This is a genomic window from Luteitalea sp. TBR-22 (genome assembly GCF_016865485.1).
Lineage (GTDB): Bacteria > Acidobacteriota > Vicinamibacteria > Vicinamibacterales > Vicinamibacteraceae > Luteitalea.
The window spans coordinates 4243639-4257501 of sequence record NZ_AP024452.1 but is presented as its reverse complement, the minus strand read 5'-3'; the positions used below and the strand labels follow the sequence as shown (position 1 = coordinate 4257501).

Here is a 13863-nt window from a genome sequence, read left to right as displayed (position 1 = left end):
CGTCCTTCTTCCTTCTTCCTTCCCGCCCTGCCTTCTACCTTCTACCCTTCTACTCTTCTTACCTTTTCCGTCAGAAGTCGTACCCGATCCACACCTGGAAGCGCGGCTTGCGGAATTCCTCGCTGCCGCCGAGGTACGAGAAGGCGATGTCTTCCCAGTCCCGGTTGAACAGGGTCCGCCAGGACCAGTCGAAGTGGATCGGGAAGCCGAGCAGGAACGTCTCGAGCCCGATGCCGTAGGAGGCGCGGCCGTCCTGCAGCCGGAACCCGTCGATGACGACCGGGTTGCCGTACACCGCGACCGGGAAGCCGGTCGCCGGGTCCTGCGTGAAGCCGATGATCGGCTGCACCGTGGTCGCCTCCGACGTGGCGAACTTGTACTGCTCGGTCTGCGCGCCCGTGCTGAAGCCGGTGGTGGTCGGCCGTCCGAGCAGGCTGGCGCCGGCGATGCCGGCGTAGGCCACGCCGCGCACCCCGCCGAGCACGCCGATCGGCGTCAGCATCGCCTCGATGAGCGGGAACCGCAGTTCGGCGTTGGCGAAGAAGCCCTTGTTGCCGACAAACTGCAGGTAGTCGTAGCCGCGCAGTTCCGAGTTGCCGCCGTAGAAGAAGTAGTCGGGCGTGTCGCCGAAGCTGTTGAAGCCGCGGAAGCGGAAGGCCGCGACGCCGTTGGTGCCGATCCGCTGGTAGTACCGGAAGTCGCCGTCGAAGGTCTGGCGCGACAACGAGTTGCCGATCTTGGGCGCAATCGAGTACGAGGCGCGGAACGTGTGGCCGGCCAGCGGGCCGTACTCGCGGAAGACCGTGGTCTCGCGCGTCAGGGCGACGGTCAGCGGCACCGACAGGCCCTCGTTGAACACGGTGGTTCCGTACACCGACTGCTGGTACTGCTGCGAGTAGTCGTCGAGCTGCTGGTTCTCGAACTCGTCGTGGTACCAGGAGACGCCGCCCGACATCTCGAGGCGCGTGTAGCGGTTGAACGGGTAGATCGCGAAGATGCTGCCGCCGTCGATCGACCGGGTCGCGATCGCGTCGTCGCGATCGAGGAAGTAGGTCAGCGACGGGTCGTAGAAGCCCGGCACGAGGCCGTAGTAGAACTGCGTCTGCGAGTACCCCTGGATGGAGTACTGCACGCGACGCGACAGGTTCGTGTACGAGCCCGCGAACGTGCGGTACTGCGACACCGAGGCGGCGAAGAACGTGAAGTTCTGGTCGCCGAGCACGTCGCTGAACGAGATCGCCGTGCCGCCGAACAGGTCGCCGCCGCTGGTGACGCCGACGTTGATCGGCGGGCGGCCGTCGAGGAACATCTTCTCGAACCGCCCCTTCACCCGGTTGTTGGCCGGGATCAGCGTGTGCGTCAGCGGTGCCTGGAAGTCGATCACCGGGCCGGGCTCGCCGAAGTCGGCGGAGGCCGCCGCGGCAATCGGCTCCTTCAGGTTCAGCGTGTGGATGCCGTACTCGCCCTTGAAGTAGGTGACGAAGGCGACCTTCGGGCCGTCGGCCTCGTTGCTGCCGAGGACCACCGGCGACACGTTGCTGGTGAGCGCGTCGGTGTACTGCTTCAGCCCGCCGCCCTTGAGGTCGAGCGTCCACAGGTTGAAGATCTGCCCGTTCTTGACCACCTCGGGATCGGCCGGCGCGGCCGGGTCGAGTGCCGTCGACGGGAACACCAGCGTATTGGCGTCGAGGAACTGCGCCGCGGCCTCGTCCTGCGTGCCGAAGGTGAGCTGCGTCTTCTTGCCGCTCGCCAGGTCGAGGCGGAACAGCTTGTCGTTGCCGCTGATGCGCGCCAGGTACACCACGAACGTGCCGTCGGGCGAGATCGTCGGCGCGTAGTCGGCGAACTCGTCGGAGGTCAGGTTGCGGACCTCGCTCGACTCGAGGTCGATCTCGAAGATGTCGCCGATGGCGTTGCGCAGGGCCGAGAAGTAGATCTTGCGCCCGTCCTTGGAGAACTCCGGTGACTCCGGCGCGTCGACGGTCGCCAGGTAGTACCGCTTCTCGATCTTGCCGGTCACCACGTTCTGGATGATCAGCGACCGCTGCTTCTCGGTGCGGACGAAATAGGCGATCCGGTCGCCGGTCGGCGCCCACGAGATCCAGGGGACGGTGTTCCAGCGCGCGCCGGGCACCGCGATGTACTCGAAGCCGGTGTCCTTGCTGAACCCGGGGGTCAGGTTGCGCACGACGGTGCGGTCCTTGGTCGACAGCAGGACGATGTCGAGCTCGCCTTCCTTGCCGTTGCCGGCGGCGGCCGCCAGCAACTCGCCCGAGGGCGAGGGCTCCACGGTCAGGACCGCGGTGAACTTGGTCTCGCCGCGCTCCGGCGCGAGGTCGCGCCCGTAGTCGGCGGGGCGCTCCTTGTCGCGGAAGGGCTTGAACCGGTCCTTCATGTACTTCTCGAACTGCTGGTCGAACTCGTCGGCCGTGACGCGCAGGGCCTCCTCGTACGCGGCCTCGCCGCCGCCGATGACGCTCTTGCGCAGCGAGAAGAGGTACTGGCGGATGCCTTCCTTGCCCCACTTGGCCTCGATGAACTCGAAGCAGGCGTGCCCGAGGTTGTAGACCAGGCGCGGGTTGGTGAACTGCCCGTACCCCTCGAACTTGGTCATCTTCGGGATGATGTCGGCCACCGTCGCATCGCGCACCGTCATCAGGTCGAGCGGGCGCCAGACGCCGGCCATGTAGTCGGCCAGCCCCTCGTCCACCCACAGGGGCACCGTACGGCGCACCAGCGAGCGCGGGATGATGTCGAACTCGAAGATGTGCGTCAGCTCGTGCGTGATCAGCCGGTAGAGCTGGTCGGGCGGCTCATCGACCGGCAACAGCATGCGGTTGCGGGTCGGCTCGGCAAACGCCGCCACGCCCTCGCTCACCGCGCCCGGGATCACGTTCTGCTGCTGGAATTCCGACTGCGTCTTGAAGATCAGCAGCGGGATCTTGAACGCCAGGTCGTGCTTCAGTTCCGAGGAGAGCTTCTGATAGGCGCTTTCCGCGTATCCGGCCACCCGTTCGAGGTGCTGCTCGGTCTCCGGGTAGTAGTAGATCTCGAAGTGGTCGGTCGTGTAGATCTGCCACTTGAAGGAGTCGTACCGGACCTCGTTCTTGCCGAAGTACGGCACGAAGGGCGTCTGCGCGAGCGCGGGCGCCGCCAGGGACGCCACCAGGACGCCTAGGGCAGCGGTGCGCCGCCACGCACGCAACGGCGTTTCCATGCATTCTCCTCGGGTCGTGCGAAAGGGCAGGGCGCTGGACACAAAGCTGGGCAGCTCGGATGGCGTCATGGTACTCGTGCTGGGGGTACCCGGCAATCCGTCGAGAGCGGCACGGCTCGTCACCAACCCAGTTTGACGCATTTCCGGCCGACGTGGCCGCACGAGGCCGCTATACTGCCGCAGTTCCCGGTGCGGGAATAAACCGTCTCCCCTCGGTGTTCTGGGTGGAGATGGAACCCCGCCCGTCCTCCTCCATGGCATTGCCTTCGGGTTCCCGCTGGCTGCCCCGGGTGATCCGCGGGGCCCAGGATCGCGACGAGGTCGCGGCGGCCGATCCGCTCGACTACCTGAACAGCCTGTACGGCATGGCCCTCAAGCTGACGCGCAACCCCGCGGCGGCCGAGGACCTGGTGCAGGACACCTACCTCAAGGTCGTGCGCTTCTCGCCGAAGTTCCGCGAGGGCACCAACCTGAAGGCCTGGCTGTTCACCATCCTCCACAACACGTTCCGCAACGACCGGCGTGGCGCGAGTCGACAGCCGGTCGACGTCGACAGCGAGGTGGTCGAGCGCCTGCCGCTCGAGGCTCCTGACGACAATCCGGAGCGCCAGCTGCTGCGGTCGACGATGGACAGCGACCTGCAGCAGGCACTCGATGCCCTGCCCGACGCGTTCCGCGAGGCCGTGTGGCTGCGCGACGTCGAGGACTGCAGCTACCAGGAGATTGCCGGCATCCTCGGCATTCCCGTCGGTACCGTGATGTCCCGGATTGCCCGGGGCCGGAAACAATTGCATCAGCACCTCGTCGCGGCCCGGGCCCGCGGCGGGGCCGCCCCCACCGCCGGCGCGCCCCCCACGGGGGCCTCGGCCACGTCTGCGTCGTCGTAGGGGAGTAGACCGTGCCTGTGACCGTTGCCATGAAGGATTCCTGTACCGAGATCGCCCCGCTGCTCACGGAGCTTGCCGAAGCCCCCGAGGGACAGCCCCTTGCGCCGGCCGTCGCCGCGCACCTCGCGGCATGCGGCGCCTGCCAGCGCAGCCTGCGGACGCAGCGCGAGATGCACGCCCTGTTGCGGGCCCGTGCCGCGACGCTGGTCGGCCGGGCGCCCGACGCCCTCCGCGCCCGCATCGCCGCAACGCGACCGGCCCGTCCGGCCGTTCGTCGCTGGGCGCCGCTGCGGATGCCGGTGGCGGCTACGGTGCTGCTCGCCCTGCTGGGCGTGCTCGGCTACGGGCTCACGAGCGCCTCGTCGACCGTCCTGGCGGCCCAACTCGCGCTCGACCACCTGAAGTGCGTACGCCTGGTGTCGCCCGAAACGACGATGAACCCGGTGCAGGCGATGAAGGAGTGGGCGCAGCAGTACGGCTGGTCGCCGAAGGTGCCGGCGCCGCCCGCCACCCGCAAGGCCTCGTTGGTCGGCGTGCGCCGCTGCCTCTACGGCCACGGTCACCTCGCCCACCTGCTGTACGAGGTCGAGGGGCACACCGTGTCGGTCTTCGTGATGCCGCGGAGCGAGTACCCGGTGGGAGCCGAGACCGTCGCGCACGACTTCCTCGGCCAGCACGCCGAGGTCTGGGCCGAGGGCGACCAGTCGTTCGCCGTAGTCGGCGACCTGGCCCCCGACACCCTGTCCCGCCTGGCCCGGGAATTCCGCGACGCGGAGTGACACCACCCCCGGAAGGGGTTAAGGTGGAATCAGTATGAACATGCGCTGGATTGTTGCCGGCGTCGCCGCGCTCGGGCTCGGGCTGGCGGCGGTGCCGTTCATCCCCCTCGGGACCGAGACCTCGGCGTCGGCGGCGGCGGCCCCGGCCGTCGCCTGCGAGGCCAAGGCCAAGCCTGCCAACTACGCCTTCAAGGTCAAGGACGTCGACGGCAAGGTGGTCAACCTGGCCGACTACAAGGGCAAGGTCGTGATGATGAACTTCTTCGCGACCTGGTGCGGCCCCTGCAAGTTCGAGACGCCCATGTTCGTCAAGCTGCAGGAGCAGTACCGGGCCAAGGGCGTGGCCTTCCTCGGCGTGCAGATCGACGACGACCCGGCCCTGCTCAAGCCGTTCAAGGACGAGTACAAGGTCAACTACCCGCTGCTGCTCGCCAACGACCGTGAGGACGTGCAGGAAGCGTTCGGCCCGTTCTGGGGCCTGCCGGTGACGCTGATGATCAAGCGCGACGGCACCATCTGCAAGCGCCACATGGGTCTGGCCTCGCAGGAGCAGATGGAGACGGAAATCAAGCGACTGCTCTAGGGACGGGAGTCGGGAATCGGGAGTCGGGAGTCGGGAGTCGGGAACCGCCGAACGTCGGGTAGGTGGGGGTGTCCCACGATACCGAGGTAGGGCGGGCTGTGCCGCGCACCAAGGTAGGGCGGGCTGTGCCACGCACCAAGGTAGGGCGGGGTGTCCCACCCCGCCGTTAGTACGTGAGCTCGCCTGACGGCGCGGTCGCTTGCCCTGAGCGAAGCCGAAGGGGAGACTGCACCCTATCGGGCGTGAGGGACCCAAGCCGCCCGTTCGGCGTTCAGCGTTCCGAGGCGGAGCCCCGCCGAAGCCCGAAGGGCGAAGGCGGGTGCTATGATCGCCCTGTGCCGTCGACCAGGCCCGCCGTCGCGGGGCATCGGTCGGGCGCAGTGCACCAGATGCTCAAAGGCTTCACCCACGCCCGGCTCGCCTGCGGGTGCCGCATCACGTTCCGCGAGGGCGTCGAAGGCAGCCCGGTGGTCGTCGTCGTTGCCGACAAGTCGCCGCAGTGCGCGTCCACGCTGCACGTGGCCGGCCTGCCGCTGTTCGACACGCGCGAGTCGCTGCGTCCTTCCACCCGACTCGGTCCCCCGGAAGAGGAAGAGTACGAAGAAGAGGGCTAGGCTCGCCCCCCTTCACGCGGCTGCATGAAGAAGAAGATCACGGCCTCCCTGTTCTGGGTCGTCCAGGCCTCGTCGCTCCTGGTGCTGTTCGTGCCGTTCAGCGCAGGCATGCTGGCCCTCTGGGCGGTCTCGCACTTCCTGCGCGCGATCGGCCTAACGCTGACCTACCACCGCTACTTCGCCCACCGCGCCTTCAGGATGGGGCGGGTCACGCAGTTCGTGTGGGCCCTCATCGGCTGCGCCGCGATGCAGAAGGGGCCGTTGTGGTGGGCGGGCCATCACGTGACCCACCACAAGTTCGCCGACCGCGAGGGCGACCCGCACAGCCCGATCATCAGCGGCTTCTATCACGCGCATCTCGGCTGGTTCCTGAACGACATGCGTCACGACCACCTCCCGGAGAGCAACCCGGTGGTGCGCGACTTCGGCAAGTACCGGGAACTGCGGCTGCTCGACGAGTACTACTGGGCGCCGCCGCTGCTGATGGCCATCGCGTTGTACCTGTACGGCGGCTTGCAGTGGCTCGCGTGGGGCTTCCTGCTGCCGACGATGACGCTCGCCCACGCGACGTTCGCGATCAACACGATCAACCATCTGTACGGCTCGCGGCGGTTCGACACGGTTGACGAGTCGCGCAACAACCCCATCACGGCGCTGTTCGCGGTCGGCGAGGGCTGGCACAACAACCACCACCGCTACCAGCGTTCGGCGCGCAACGGCTTCTACTGGTGGGAGTTCGATCCGACCTGGTACGTGATCAAGGCGATGAGCCTGCTCGGCCTGGCCTGGGACCTCCAGCCGGTGCCGGAGCGCATCTACCGCGAAGCGCGTGAGCGGACGGCGGCACGCGTCGATCCGGAAGCCGCCGAAGCCGACGCGTGATTGACGCCTGACGCGTGACGTCGGTAGCCGTCGCCCTTGGGCGACGGTCAGCGATCATTCGCGAATGATCCCTGACTGCCGGCCAAGGCCGGCAGCTACGCCTCGAGACGATCCCGCGCGCCGACCTGAAGGTCGGCGCCCACGAGCCTCGAGGCGCGCATCCCCTCAGCTCGTGGCGGTCGACGTTCACGTCGACCGTTTCTCGTCATCCTCATCGACACCATCGGCGCGCTCGCGCGCGGCCCGCGGCTCGCGGCCGGCGTCGGCCAGGGCGCGACGCAGCAGGAACTCCACCTGGCCGTTCAGGCTGCGCAGGTCGTCGTTGGCCCACCGCTGGACGGCGTCCAGGACGGCGGGGTCGATGCGCAGCAGGAACGATCGGCGAGAGGAAGCCATGGGGTCGGCTGTGGCGTGGGAAACGGGACGGGGCCGGTCGTCGTGACCCGACCCCGTCGGCCTTCGCTTACTGGTAGATGGTGCCGGCGTTGACCACCGGCTGCGTGCCGCGCTCGCCGCAGAGGACCACGAGCAGGTTGCTGACCATCTGCGCCTTGCGCTCCTCGTCGAGCTGCACGACCTGCTTGGCCGAGAGCATCTCGAGCGCCATCTCCACCATCCCGACGGCGCCCTCGACGATGCGCTGCCGCGCCGCGATGATGGCGCCGGCCTGCTGCCGCTGCAGCATGGCCGCCGCGATTTCCGGCGCGTACGCCAGGTGGCTGATGCGCGCCTCGAGCACCTCGACGCCGGCCTTGATCAGGCGGTCATGGATTTCCTGCTTCAGGTGGTCGGCGATCTTGGCCGTCGTTCCGCGCAGCGACTCGTGGTCGTCATGCGAGTCGTACGGGTAGATGGTCGCCAGGTTGCGCAGCGCCGCTTCGCTCTGCACGTGGACGTAATTGTTGTAGTCGTCCACCTCGAAGCTGGCTTCCGCCGTGTCCACGACCTTCCACACCACCACCGCGGCAATCTCGATGGGGTTGCCCTCGAGGTCGTTCACCTTCAGGTGCGCCGACTCGAAGTTGCGCACGCGGGTCGACACCTTGTGCTTGGTGAAGAAGGGGTTCGCCCAGCGGAGGCCAGGCTGCCGCACCGTGCCCACGTAGTCGCCGAAGAGCTGGAGTACCTGCGCCTCGTTCGGCGCCACCGTGAACAGGCCGGCGAGCACGAACCCTGCGGCCACCAGCGTCGCGGCCGCCGCCGCCACCTGCAGGCCGTCCTTCTGCCTGGCCGCCAGCACCAGCCAGAGGATCCCCAACAGCAGACCCACCAGACCGACCACCAGCACCGCCACGCCATTCATCGTCTGACGTTCACGCTCGCGAATCATCGCCCGTCATCTCCTCGGTGTCCCGGCCCTGCCCGGGGCTGGCGGCCCAGCCCGGCCGCAGTGGGTGATGTCGAAGTGATATCACATTGGTAGCAGACGAGTCCACGCTGAGCTCGGTTCCCTCGCCAGGCGTAGGCGTCGAGCTTCAGCTCGACGCGTTGCTGACCGTCGACGTGAACGTCGACGGCCACGACTGCACCTACGGCTACGGTGCCTTCCCGAGGAACGCGTTCAGGGCCTCGACCACCGACGACGGGATCTCGTGCTTGCCGTCGAACGGCACCCAGGTGACGTCGAGCCCGGCGGTCCGCATCGTCTCGGCCCACCGTGAGGTGAGGGCGAACGACAGGACGTCGTCCTGCCGGCCGTGGGCGACGAACACGCGCAGGCCACGACGGGCCGACAGGCCCTGGCGCCAACTGGGTTCGTCGATCACGGTGGGGGAGAGCAACACGAGCGCGCGCAGGGGGACGTCACTGCGGAAGGCGACCTCGGCGCTGACCATCGCGCCCTGCGAGAAGCCGCCGAGCACCAGGTCCTCGCGCCTGCCGCCGAGCCGGGTGGTCACCTCGCCGAGCAGGGTCCGGACCCGTGCGGCCGCATCGGCAAGGCCTTGCGGGCGCGTGCGCGTGAGGTCGGGAAGACCCGTGCCGCTCACGTGCGACGACAGGTCGAGCGGCCACCATGCGCGCCCCGTGCCGCGCGCCCCCTTCGTCATGCCCTCAGGAAACACGAAACGGGTGTCGGTGCCCGACATCAGGGTGACCGTGAACGGCAGCCACTCGGCCGGCGCCGACGAGTAGCCGTGGAGCAGCAGAACAGGCCTGCCACCTGTGCCCACCTCGATCGTGCGGAGGCCCGACGCCGGGTTGCCCACGGAAGCCGGATCCGGTGGCGATCGCGCGACGACGAGTGCGGCCAGCGCAAGCGCCGCGATACGGGAGATCAGGGCGCCCATGATCCATGGTGGCCCCTGAGAGGGCAGAAGCTATCTCGACGGGGACCGTGTGGCGTTCACGGCGCTGGCGTCGTCGCCGGCATCGTGAACTCGAGCGACACGGGCACGTTGCTCACCGCCTGTGTCCCGATCGAGCGCATCTCGATCTCGGCGTCGCGATGGTCGACCGTGCACTCGGCCGCGATGCGCTCCGACAACTGGACGCGCATGACCGTGAAGGGAGGCATGAGCGTCGGCAGCAGCGCCCACCGCAGCACGCGCGAGCGCGGCGTCGGCCAGGCATAGCCGTTCAACTCGCAGCCACGCGCCCGATCCCTGACGACGTACGCATGCCCGTGCCGGAAACCGAGCTTCCACGTCGAGAGGTAGATCTCGAGGGCCTCGACGACGGGGCGCCTGCGGCTGACCGGATCCGGCTCGCCGTCGAGGCCTCGCAACACTGACAGCTGCTGGTGGTCGGTGGAGAGGCGTGCACCTGGCGCCAGCACGGCGCGCGCCTCGATGACCTGACGGTCGACGTTGCCGTGCAGCTCCGCGTCGATGCGGACGGACGTGCCGGCCAGGGCCTTCACCTCCGACGCCGACAGGACCGCGATCACCACCGGCACATCCCGGCTGGCCAGCGGGGGCACGTAGCCTGGCGCGGTCCCCTTCAGCCACCTGGTTCCGGCCGACGTCACCAGCTTGCCGTACTTGAGCGAGAGCCGCCATTCGTCTCCCGGCAGGGTGTTCCTCGGCGTGGCGACGAGCACGAGCGACGCCGCCCCCGGTGAGCCGGGCACCGGATCGAGGCGCACCGACGCGGACGTGAAGGACAGGTTGGCGTCGAGCAGGGGGGGCGGTTCGAAGCGAAGGGCCGGGACGAACCACACCCCCACGCACAGCACGAGCACCACCAGCACGCCCGCGAGGAACGTGCGTTGTCTTCGCGGACCGGCCATGGCGACGACGAACAGCAAGGGCAGCAGCAGGGCCGCGATCACGATCATCGCCCAGAGGGCCTTGGATGGATCGGCCATCTGCAGGTACCCCGGCCACTCCAGGAGGCGCCGCACCTCGCCAAGCGCGCCCACCAGGAAGAACGTCGTGGCCAGGCCGACCACCGCGGCGACGATGAACGTGGCGATGCCGCGCGTGCGCGACGCCACCACCAGGCCGAAGCCCGCCAGCGCGCTCTCCGTGGCGAAGACCTGCACGGCCGACGACAGCCAATGCGATCGCGGGAGGTCCAGCGCCACGGCGACGAGCAACACCACGAGCGTCGGGAGCAGCACGAAGAGCGCCGCGGCCGTGACGATGTGGGCTGCTGCGAGCGCGTGGGGCGCCAGGGGCCGCGTGCGCCAGAAGGCCTGGTCGTCGATGGGACTGCCCGCCTGCACCATCGACGCGACGGCCGTCATGCCGAGCAGGACGCGCGCCGCCTGGAAAGCGACGGCCGCACCCACCCCGACCCCGGCGGCCAGTCGATCGGACCACGGCAGGAATGCGATGAGCGGCAGGGCAATCACGGTCGCCAGCCACGCGAGCAGGATCCCGCGATGCGCCTGCAGGTCGTGCCGCACGAGGTGCCACACCTGGCTCATGCCGGACCTCCGCTCCAGCCGCCGTCCTCGCGTCGCGCCGCGGCCGGGAGGTGGGCGCGCGGCGGCCCTGCCGACGGTGTCGGCGTGTACGTGCCGCCGGTCGGGGGCACGGTGAAGTCGAGCGAGAACCACCCCTGAGGCACCTGCAGGTACTCGTACGTGCGCATCGCGATGTCGGCACGCGCGGCGTCGAACTCGCAGCGCGGGGCGTGCGATACGCGCATGACGACGCGGTCCGCGCTGAACGGACGCACCAGTGTCGGCAGGCGTGCCGCGTTGGTGATGCTGCGAGTCCCCTCCGGCGAGGACTGCGCAAGGCCCACTTCGCACCCGGTCGAGCGGTCGCGGAGCATGTACACGTGCTGGTGCATGAGCAGCGCGCCGGGTTCGAGGCCGACCTCGAGGCCGCGGACCGTGAGCGCCGGTCGTCCCTCCGCCGTCAGGCCCAGCTCTGTCACCTCCTGCAGCGTGAGCCGCGAGTGGCTCGTGAGGATGGTTGCGCCTGGGGTCAGCCGGGCCGAACCTTCCGTGATGCGCCGCACCACGGTGGCGGTCACCCCGGCGTCGAGGCGCACGCGGGTCCCGGTCAGTCTCCTGTGCGTGTCGACGTCGAAGACGGTGAGGATCCTGGCCACGCCCGGCGGTGTGATGCCGGGGTCGCCCAGGCGGCCTTGCCCTCGGGTGAATCGTCTCGTCTCGGCGAATTCATCTACCGGACGCACGATGCCGTCGATGGTCAGGCGCCCCTGGAATCTGGACACCAGCCACGTGTCGCGGAGTTCGGTCGAGACAGGCCCCACATCGAGCACGAGGGCGACGCCTCCCGGCGGCCCGGGGACGTCGATGGCACGGATCGTCCGCGGTGTCGGCGACAGGCCTGCGTCCGTCGGAATGGGCGGCGTGCGTCGCAGTCCGGGGATGAACCACACGCCTGTCGAGAGCGCCGCCACTGCCAGCACGCCGGCCAGCAGCCACCGCTGCCGTCGCGGTCCGGCCATCGCCACGAGGAAGAGCGCAGGCAGGGCCAGCGCTCCGACGAGGGTCCAGACCCGCAGCACCAGCCACGTGTCCGTAGTCCGAAGGAGTTCGCGCCCGAAGAGCAGGCGGCCCACTTCATGGACGCCGAGCGGCAGCGTGAAGGCGATGAGGACCGCGAGCACGATCCAGATGAGGAACGGCGCGAGTCCCCGTGTTCGCGTCGCGACCAGCAGCGAGAGACCGGCACACGCCAGTTCGGTGATGGCCACCTGGGCCAGCACCGACGGCCACTGCGCCATCGGCAGGCCCACCACGATGCCCGTGGCCAGGACGACGAGCATCGGGATGCCGACAAAGAGCCCCACCACGGTGGCCAGATGGGCGCGCGCCAGCGTGCGTGCGGTGATCGGCCGCGTCCGCCAGAACGAACGATCGTCGATCGGGCTGTCCGCCTGCACGATCGACGCGATGGCCGCCATGCCGAGCAGGACGCGTGCCGCCTGGAGGCCGATTGCCGCAGCCACGCCGAACCCGGTGGTCCGTTGATCCGACCACGGCAGGCATGCGACGAGCGGCAGGGCAATCACGGTGGCCAGCCACGCGAGCAGGATCCCGCGATGCGCCTGCAGGTCGTGCGTCACGAGATGCCACACGTGGCTCATGCCGCACCCCGGTTCGTGTCGCGGTCGTGGCGCAGCGCGCGGGCGTGCGCGACGAAGGCCTCGCGCAGGGCCGGTCGCGTGACGTGGATGCGCGCGCCCGGGAATGCCTGCCGCAGTCCCTCCGGCACGTGGTCGCCCTCGAAGTCGGTGGCCAGGAAGCGCACGCCGCCGGCGATCTCGCGGCCGTCGATGCACCCCGCAGGCAACGGCAGGCCGGGCGTCGCGCCGGCGCCCGTCACTTCGACGAGCCGGTAGCGGGCCTGCAGCGCCTCCAGCGGTTCCTGGAACACGAGCCCGCCGTCGTGCAGCATCGCCACCTGGTCGAGCAGGCGCTCGAGCACGTCGAGGTCGTGCGATGCGAGCAATACCGTGGTGCCCTCGGCGCTCACCAGTTCGAGCAGGCCGTCCACCACCTGTTCGCGCGTGAGCGGATCGAGGCCCTCGAGCGGCTCGTCGAGGATGAGCACCTCGGGATGGAACGCGAGGGTCGCGACCAGCGCGGCCTTCATCCGCTCGCCACGGGAGCCGCGCGGCAGCCCGGTCGATGGCGACAGGTCCAGCGTCCGCAACAGGCGCGTCGCCAGGGCGTCGTCCCACCGGGTGTAGAACGGGCGGCAGTAGGCGAGCAGGTCGGCAACCGTCTGCACGGCAGGCAGGTGCTGTCCCTCGGCCATGTAGCCGACGCGCTCGAACACCGTCGCCTCGAGCTTCCTCGAGTCCTGTCCGAGGACCTCGGCGCGCCCGGACGAGGGCAGCTGGAGGTTGACCAGCACCTTGAGCAGCGTCGACTTGCCGGCGCCGTTGGCGCCGATGAGGCCGACTGCCTGGCCGGCCGGCACGCGCAGCGACACGTCGTGCAGCGCGGTGCGTTTCCCGAACGTCTTGCCGAGGGCGTGGGTGACGACCGGATCAGTCACGGCGAGTGCCTCGTCGAGAAGGCTCGAGGCGCTGCCACTCCGCCTCGAGCAGGTCCTGCAGGTCCGGGAGGGAGAGACCGCGTCGCCGCGCCTCGAGCACGAGGTCGGCAGCGGCGGGCCGGAGTTCGCGAGTGCTGGCCGCGCGGGGCGCCGGCGGCGGCTGCGCGACGCGCGTGCCGACGCCGGGATGCACCTGCAGCAGCCCCAGGGTGGTGAGTTGCGCCACCGCCTTCTGCGCGGTGTTGGGGTTGATCCGCAGCGCCTGGCTCAGCGCCCGCACCGACGGGAACGCATCGCCGGGGGCGAGATCCCCCGAGACGATGGCCCGCGTGACGGCGGCGACGAGCTGCTCGTAGACCGGCACGCCGGGCACGAGCTCGATGCGGAACGGCAACACAAGTGTATTAGTACGACTAGTACACCTGGCTGTCAAGGCACGCCGCGCGGGTCACCGTCGGCCTGGCACCCCGGCG

Annotated in this window: 13 protein-coding genes; 5 read left to right on the top strand and 8 right to left on the bottom strand. The window is 69.3% G+C overall.

Features of this window, described 5'->3' with window-relative positions:
- Positions 1-70: 70 nt before the first annotated feature.
- Positions 71-3217, bottom strand: coding sequence for a hypothetical protein (locus TBR22_RS17875; RefSeq protein WP_239489208.1), 3147 nt, complete (start codon positions 3215-3217; stop codon positions 71-73).
- A gap of 254 nt (positions 3218-3471) precedes the next feature.
- Here TBR22_RS17875 and TBR22_RS17870 point away from each other — a divergent pair, with 254 nt between their 5' ends.
- From TBR22_RS17870 to TBR22_RS17850, 5 genes are all read left to right on the top strand, one after another.
- A complete protein-coding gene (locus TBR22_RS17870; RefSeq protein WP_239489207.1) occupies positions 3472-4104 on the top strand; it encodes a sigma-70 family RNA polymerase sigma factor in 633 nt (210 codons plus the stop codon).
- A 29-nt stretch (positions 4105-4133) separates the two neighbouring features.
- The gene (locus TBR22_RS17865) at positions 4134-4883 is read left to right on the top strand and encodes a hypothetical protein (protein ID WP_239489206.1); all 750 of its coding nucleotides are present in this window, start codon (positions 4134-4136) and stop codon (positions 4881-4883) included.
- 40 nt (positions 4884-4923) lie between these two features.
- Positions 4924-5466, top strand: coding sequence for a TlpA disulfide reductase family protein (locus tag TBR22_RS17860; RefSeq protein WP_239489205.1), 543 nt, complete (start codon positions 4924-4926; stop codon positions 5464-5466).
- Positions 5467-5801: 335 nt separating this feature from the next.
- Positions 5802-6080 carry a hypothetical protein gene (locus TBR22_RS17855; RefSeq protein WP_239489204.1) on the top strand — a complete coding sequence of 93 codons (279 nt, stop codon included), beginning with the start codon at positions 5802-5804 and terminating at the stop codon, positions 6078-6080.
- A gap of 24 nt (positions 6081-6104) precedes the next feature.
- Entirely contained in the window at positions 6105-6962 is an 858-nt protein-coding gene (locus tag TBR22_RS17850) for an acyl-CoA desaturase (protein ID WP_239489203.1), read from the top strand.
- A gap of 186 nt (positions 6963-7148) precedes the next feature.
- On the opposite strand, the gene TBR22_RS17845 is transcribed toward TBR22_RS17850, so the two are convergent.
- The 7 genes from TBR22_RS17845 to TBR22_RS17815 form a co-directional block, all read right to left on the bottom strand.
- Positions 7149-7358, bottom strand: a complete 210-nt coding sequence (locus TBR22_RS17845; protein ID WP_239489202.1) for a hypothetical protein — start codon at positions 7356-7358, stop codon at positions 7149-7151.
- Between the two features lie 67 nt (positions 7359-7425).
- On the bottom strand, positions 7426-8289 hold the full coding sequence (locus TBR22_RS17840; protein ID WP_370651537.1) for an SPFH domain-containing protein: 864 nt from the start codon (positions 8287-8289) through the stop codon (positions 7426-7428).
- Positions 8290-8497: 208 nt separating this feature from the next.
- The gene (locus TBR22_RS17835) at positions 8498-9250 is read right to left on the bottom strand and encodes an alpha/beta hydrolase (RefSeq protein WP_239489200.1); all 753 of its coding nucleotides are present in this window, start codon (positions 9248-9250) and stop codon (positions 8498-8500) included.
- A gap of 56 nt (positions 9251-9306) precedes the next feature.
- A complete protein-coding gene (locus tag TBR22_RS17830) occupies positions 9307-10833 on the bottom strand; it encodes a hypothetical protein (RefSeq protein ID WP_239489199.1) in 1527 nt (508 codons plus the stop codon).
- Entirely contained in the window at positions 10830-12473 is a 1644-nt protein-coding gene (locus TBR22_RS17825) for a hypothetical protein (RefSeq protein WP_239489198.1), read from the bottom strand. The genes TBR22_RS17830 and TBR22_RS17825 overlap by 4 nt, the downstream gene beginning before the upstream one ends.
- Positions 12470-13390: an ABC transporter ATP-binding protein gene (locus TBR22_RS17820; RefSeq protein ID WP_239489197.1), complete on the bottom strand. Its 921-nt coding sequence runs from the start codon at positions 13388-13390 to the stop codon at positions 12470-12472. The genes TBR22_RS17825 and TBR22_RS17820 overlap by 4 nt, the downstream gene beginning before the upstream one ends.
- On the bottom strand, positions 13383-13787 hold the full coding sequence (locus TBR22_RS17815; protein WP_239489196.1) for a GntR family transcriptional regulator: 405 nt from the start codon (positions 13785-13787) through the stop codon (positions 13383-13385). Before TBR22_RS17815 ends, TBR22_RS17820 begins: the two co-directional genes overlap by 8 nt.
- Positions 13788-13863 lie beyond the last annotated feature (76 nt).

Coding starts and splice junctions, on each gene's coding strand:
- TBR22_RS17875 (WP_239489208.1), bottom strand. CDS start 3,217: ATGGAAACGCCGTTGCGTGCGTGGCGGCGCACCGCTGCCCTAGGCGTC.
- TBR22_RS17870 (WP_239489207.1), top strand. CDS start 3,472: ATGGCATTGCCTTCGGGTTCCCGCTGGCTGCCCCGGGTGATCCGCGGG.
- TBR22_RS17865 (WP_239489206.1), top strand. CDS start 4,134: ATGAAGGATTCCTGTACCGAGATCGCCCCGCTGCTCACGGAGCTTGCC.
- TBR22_RS17860 (WP_239489205.1), top strand. CDS start 4,924: ATGCGCTGGATTGTTGCCGGCGTCGCCGCGCTCGGGCTCGGGCTGGCG.
- TBR22_RS17850 (WP_239489203.1), top strand. CDS start 6,105: ATGAAGAAGAAGATCACGGCCTCCCTGTTCTGGGTCGTCCAGGCCTCG.
- TBR22_RS17845 (WP_239489202.1), bottom strand. CDS start 7,358: ATGGCTTCCTCTCGCCGATCGTTCCTGCTGCGCATCGACCCCGCCGTC.
- TBR22_RS17835 (WP_239489200.1), bottom strand. CDS start 9,250: ATGGGCGCCCTGATCTCCCGTATCGCGGCGCTTGCGCTGGCCGCACTC.
- TBR22_RS17830 (WP_239489199.1), bottom strand. CDS start 10,833: ATGAGCCAGGTGTGGCACCTCGTGCGGCACGACCTGCAGGCGCATCGC.
- TBR22_RS17825 (WP_239489198.1), bottom strand. CDS start 12,473: ATGAGCCACGTGTGGCATCTCGTGACGCACGACCTGCAGGCGCATCGC.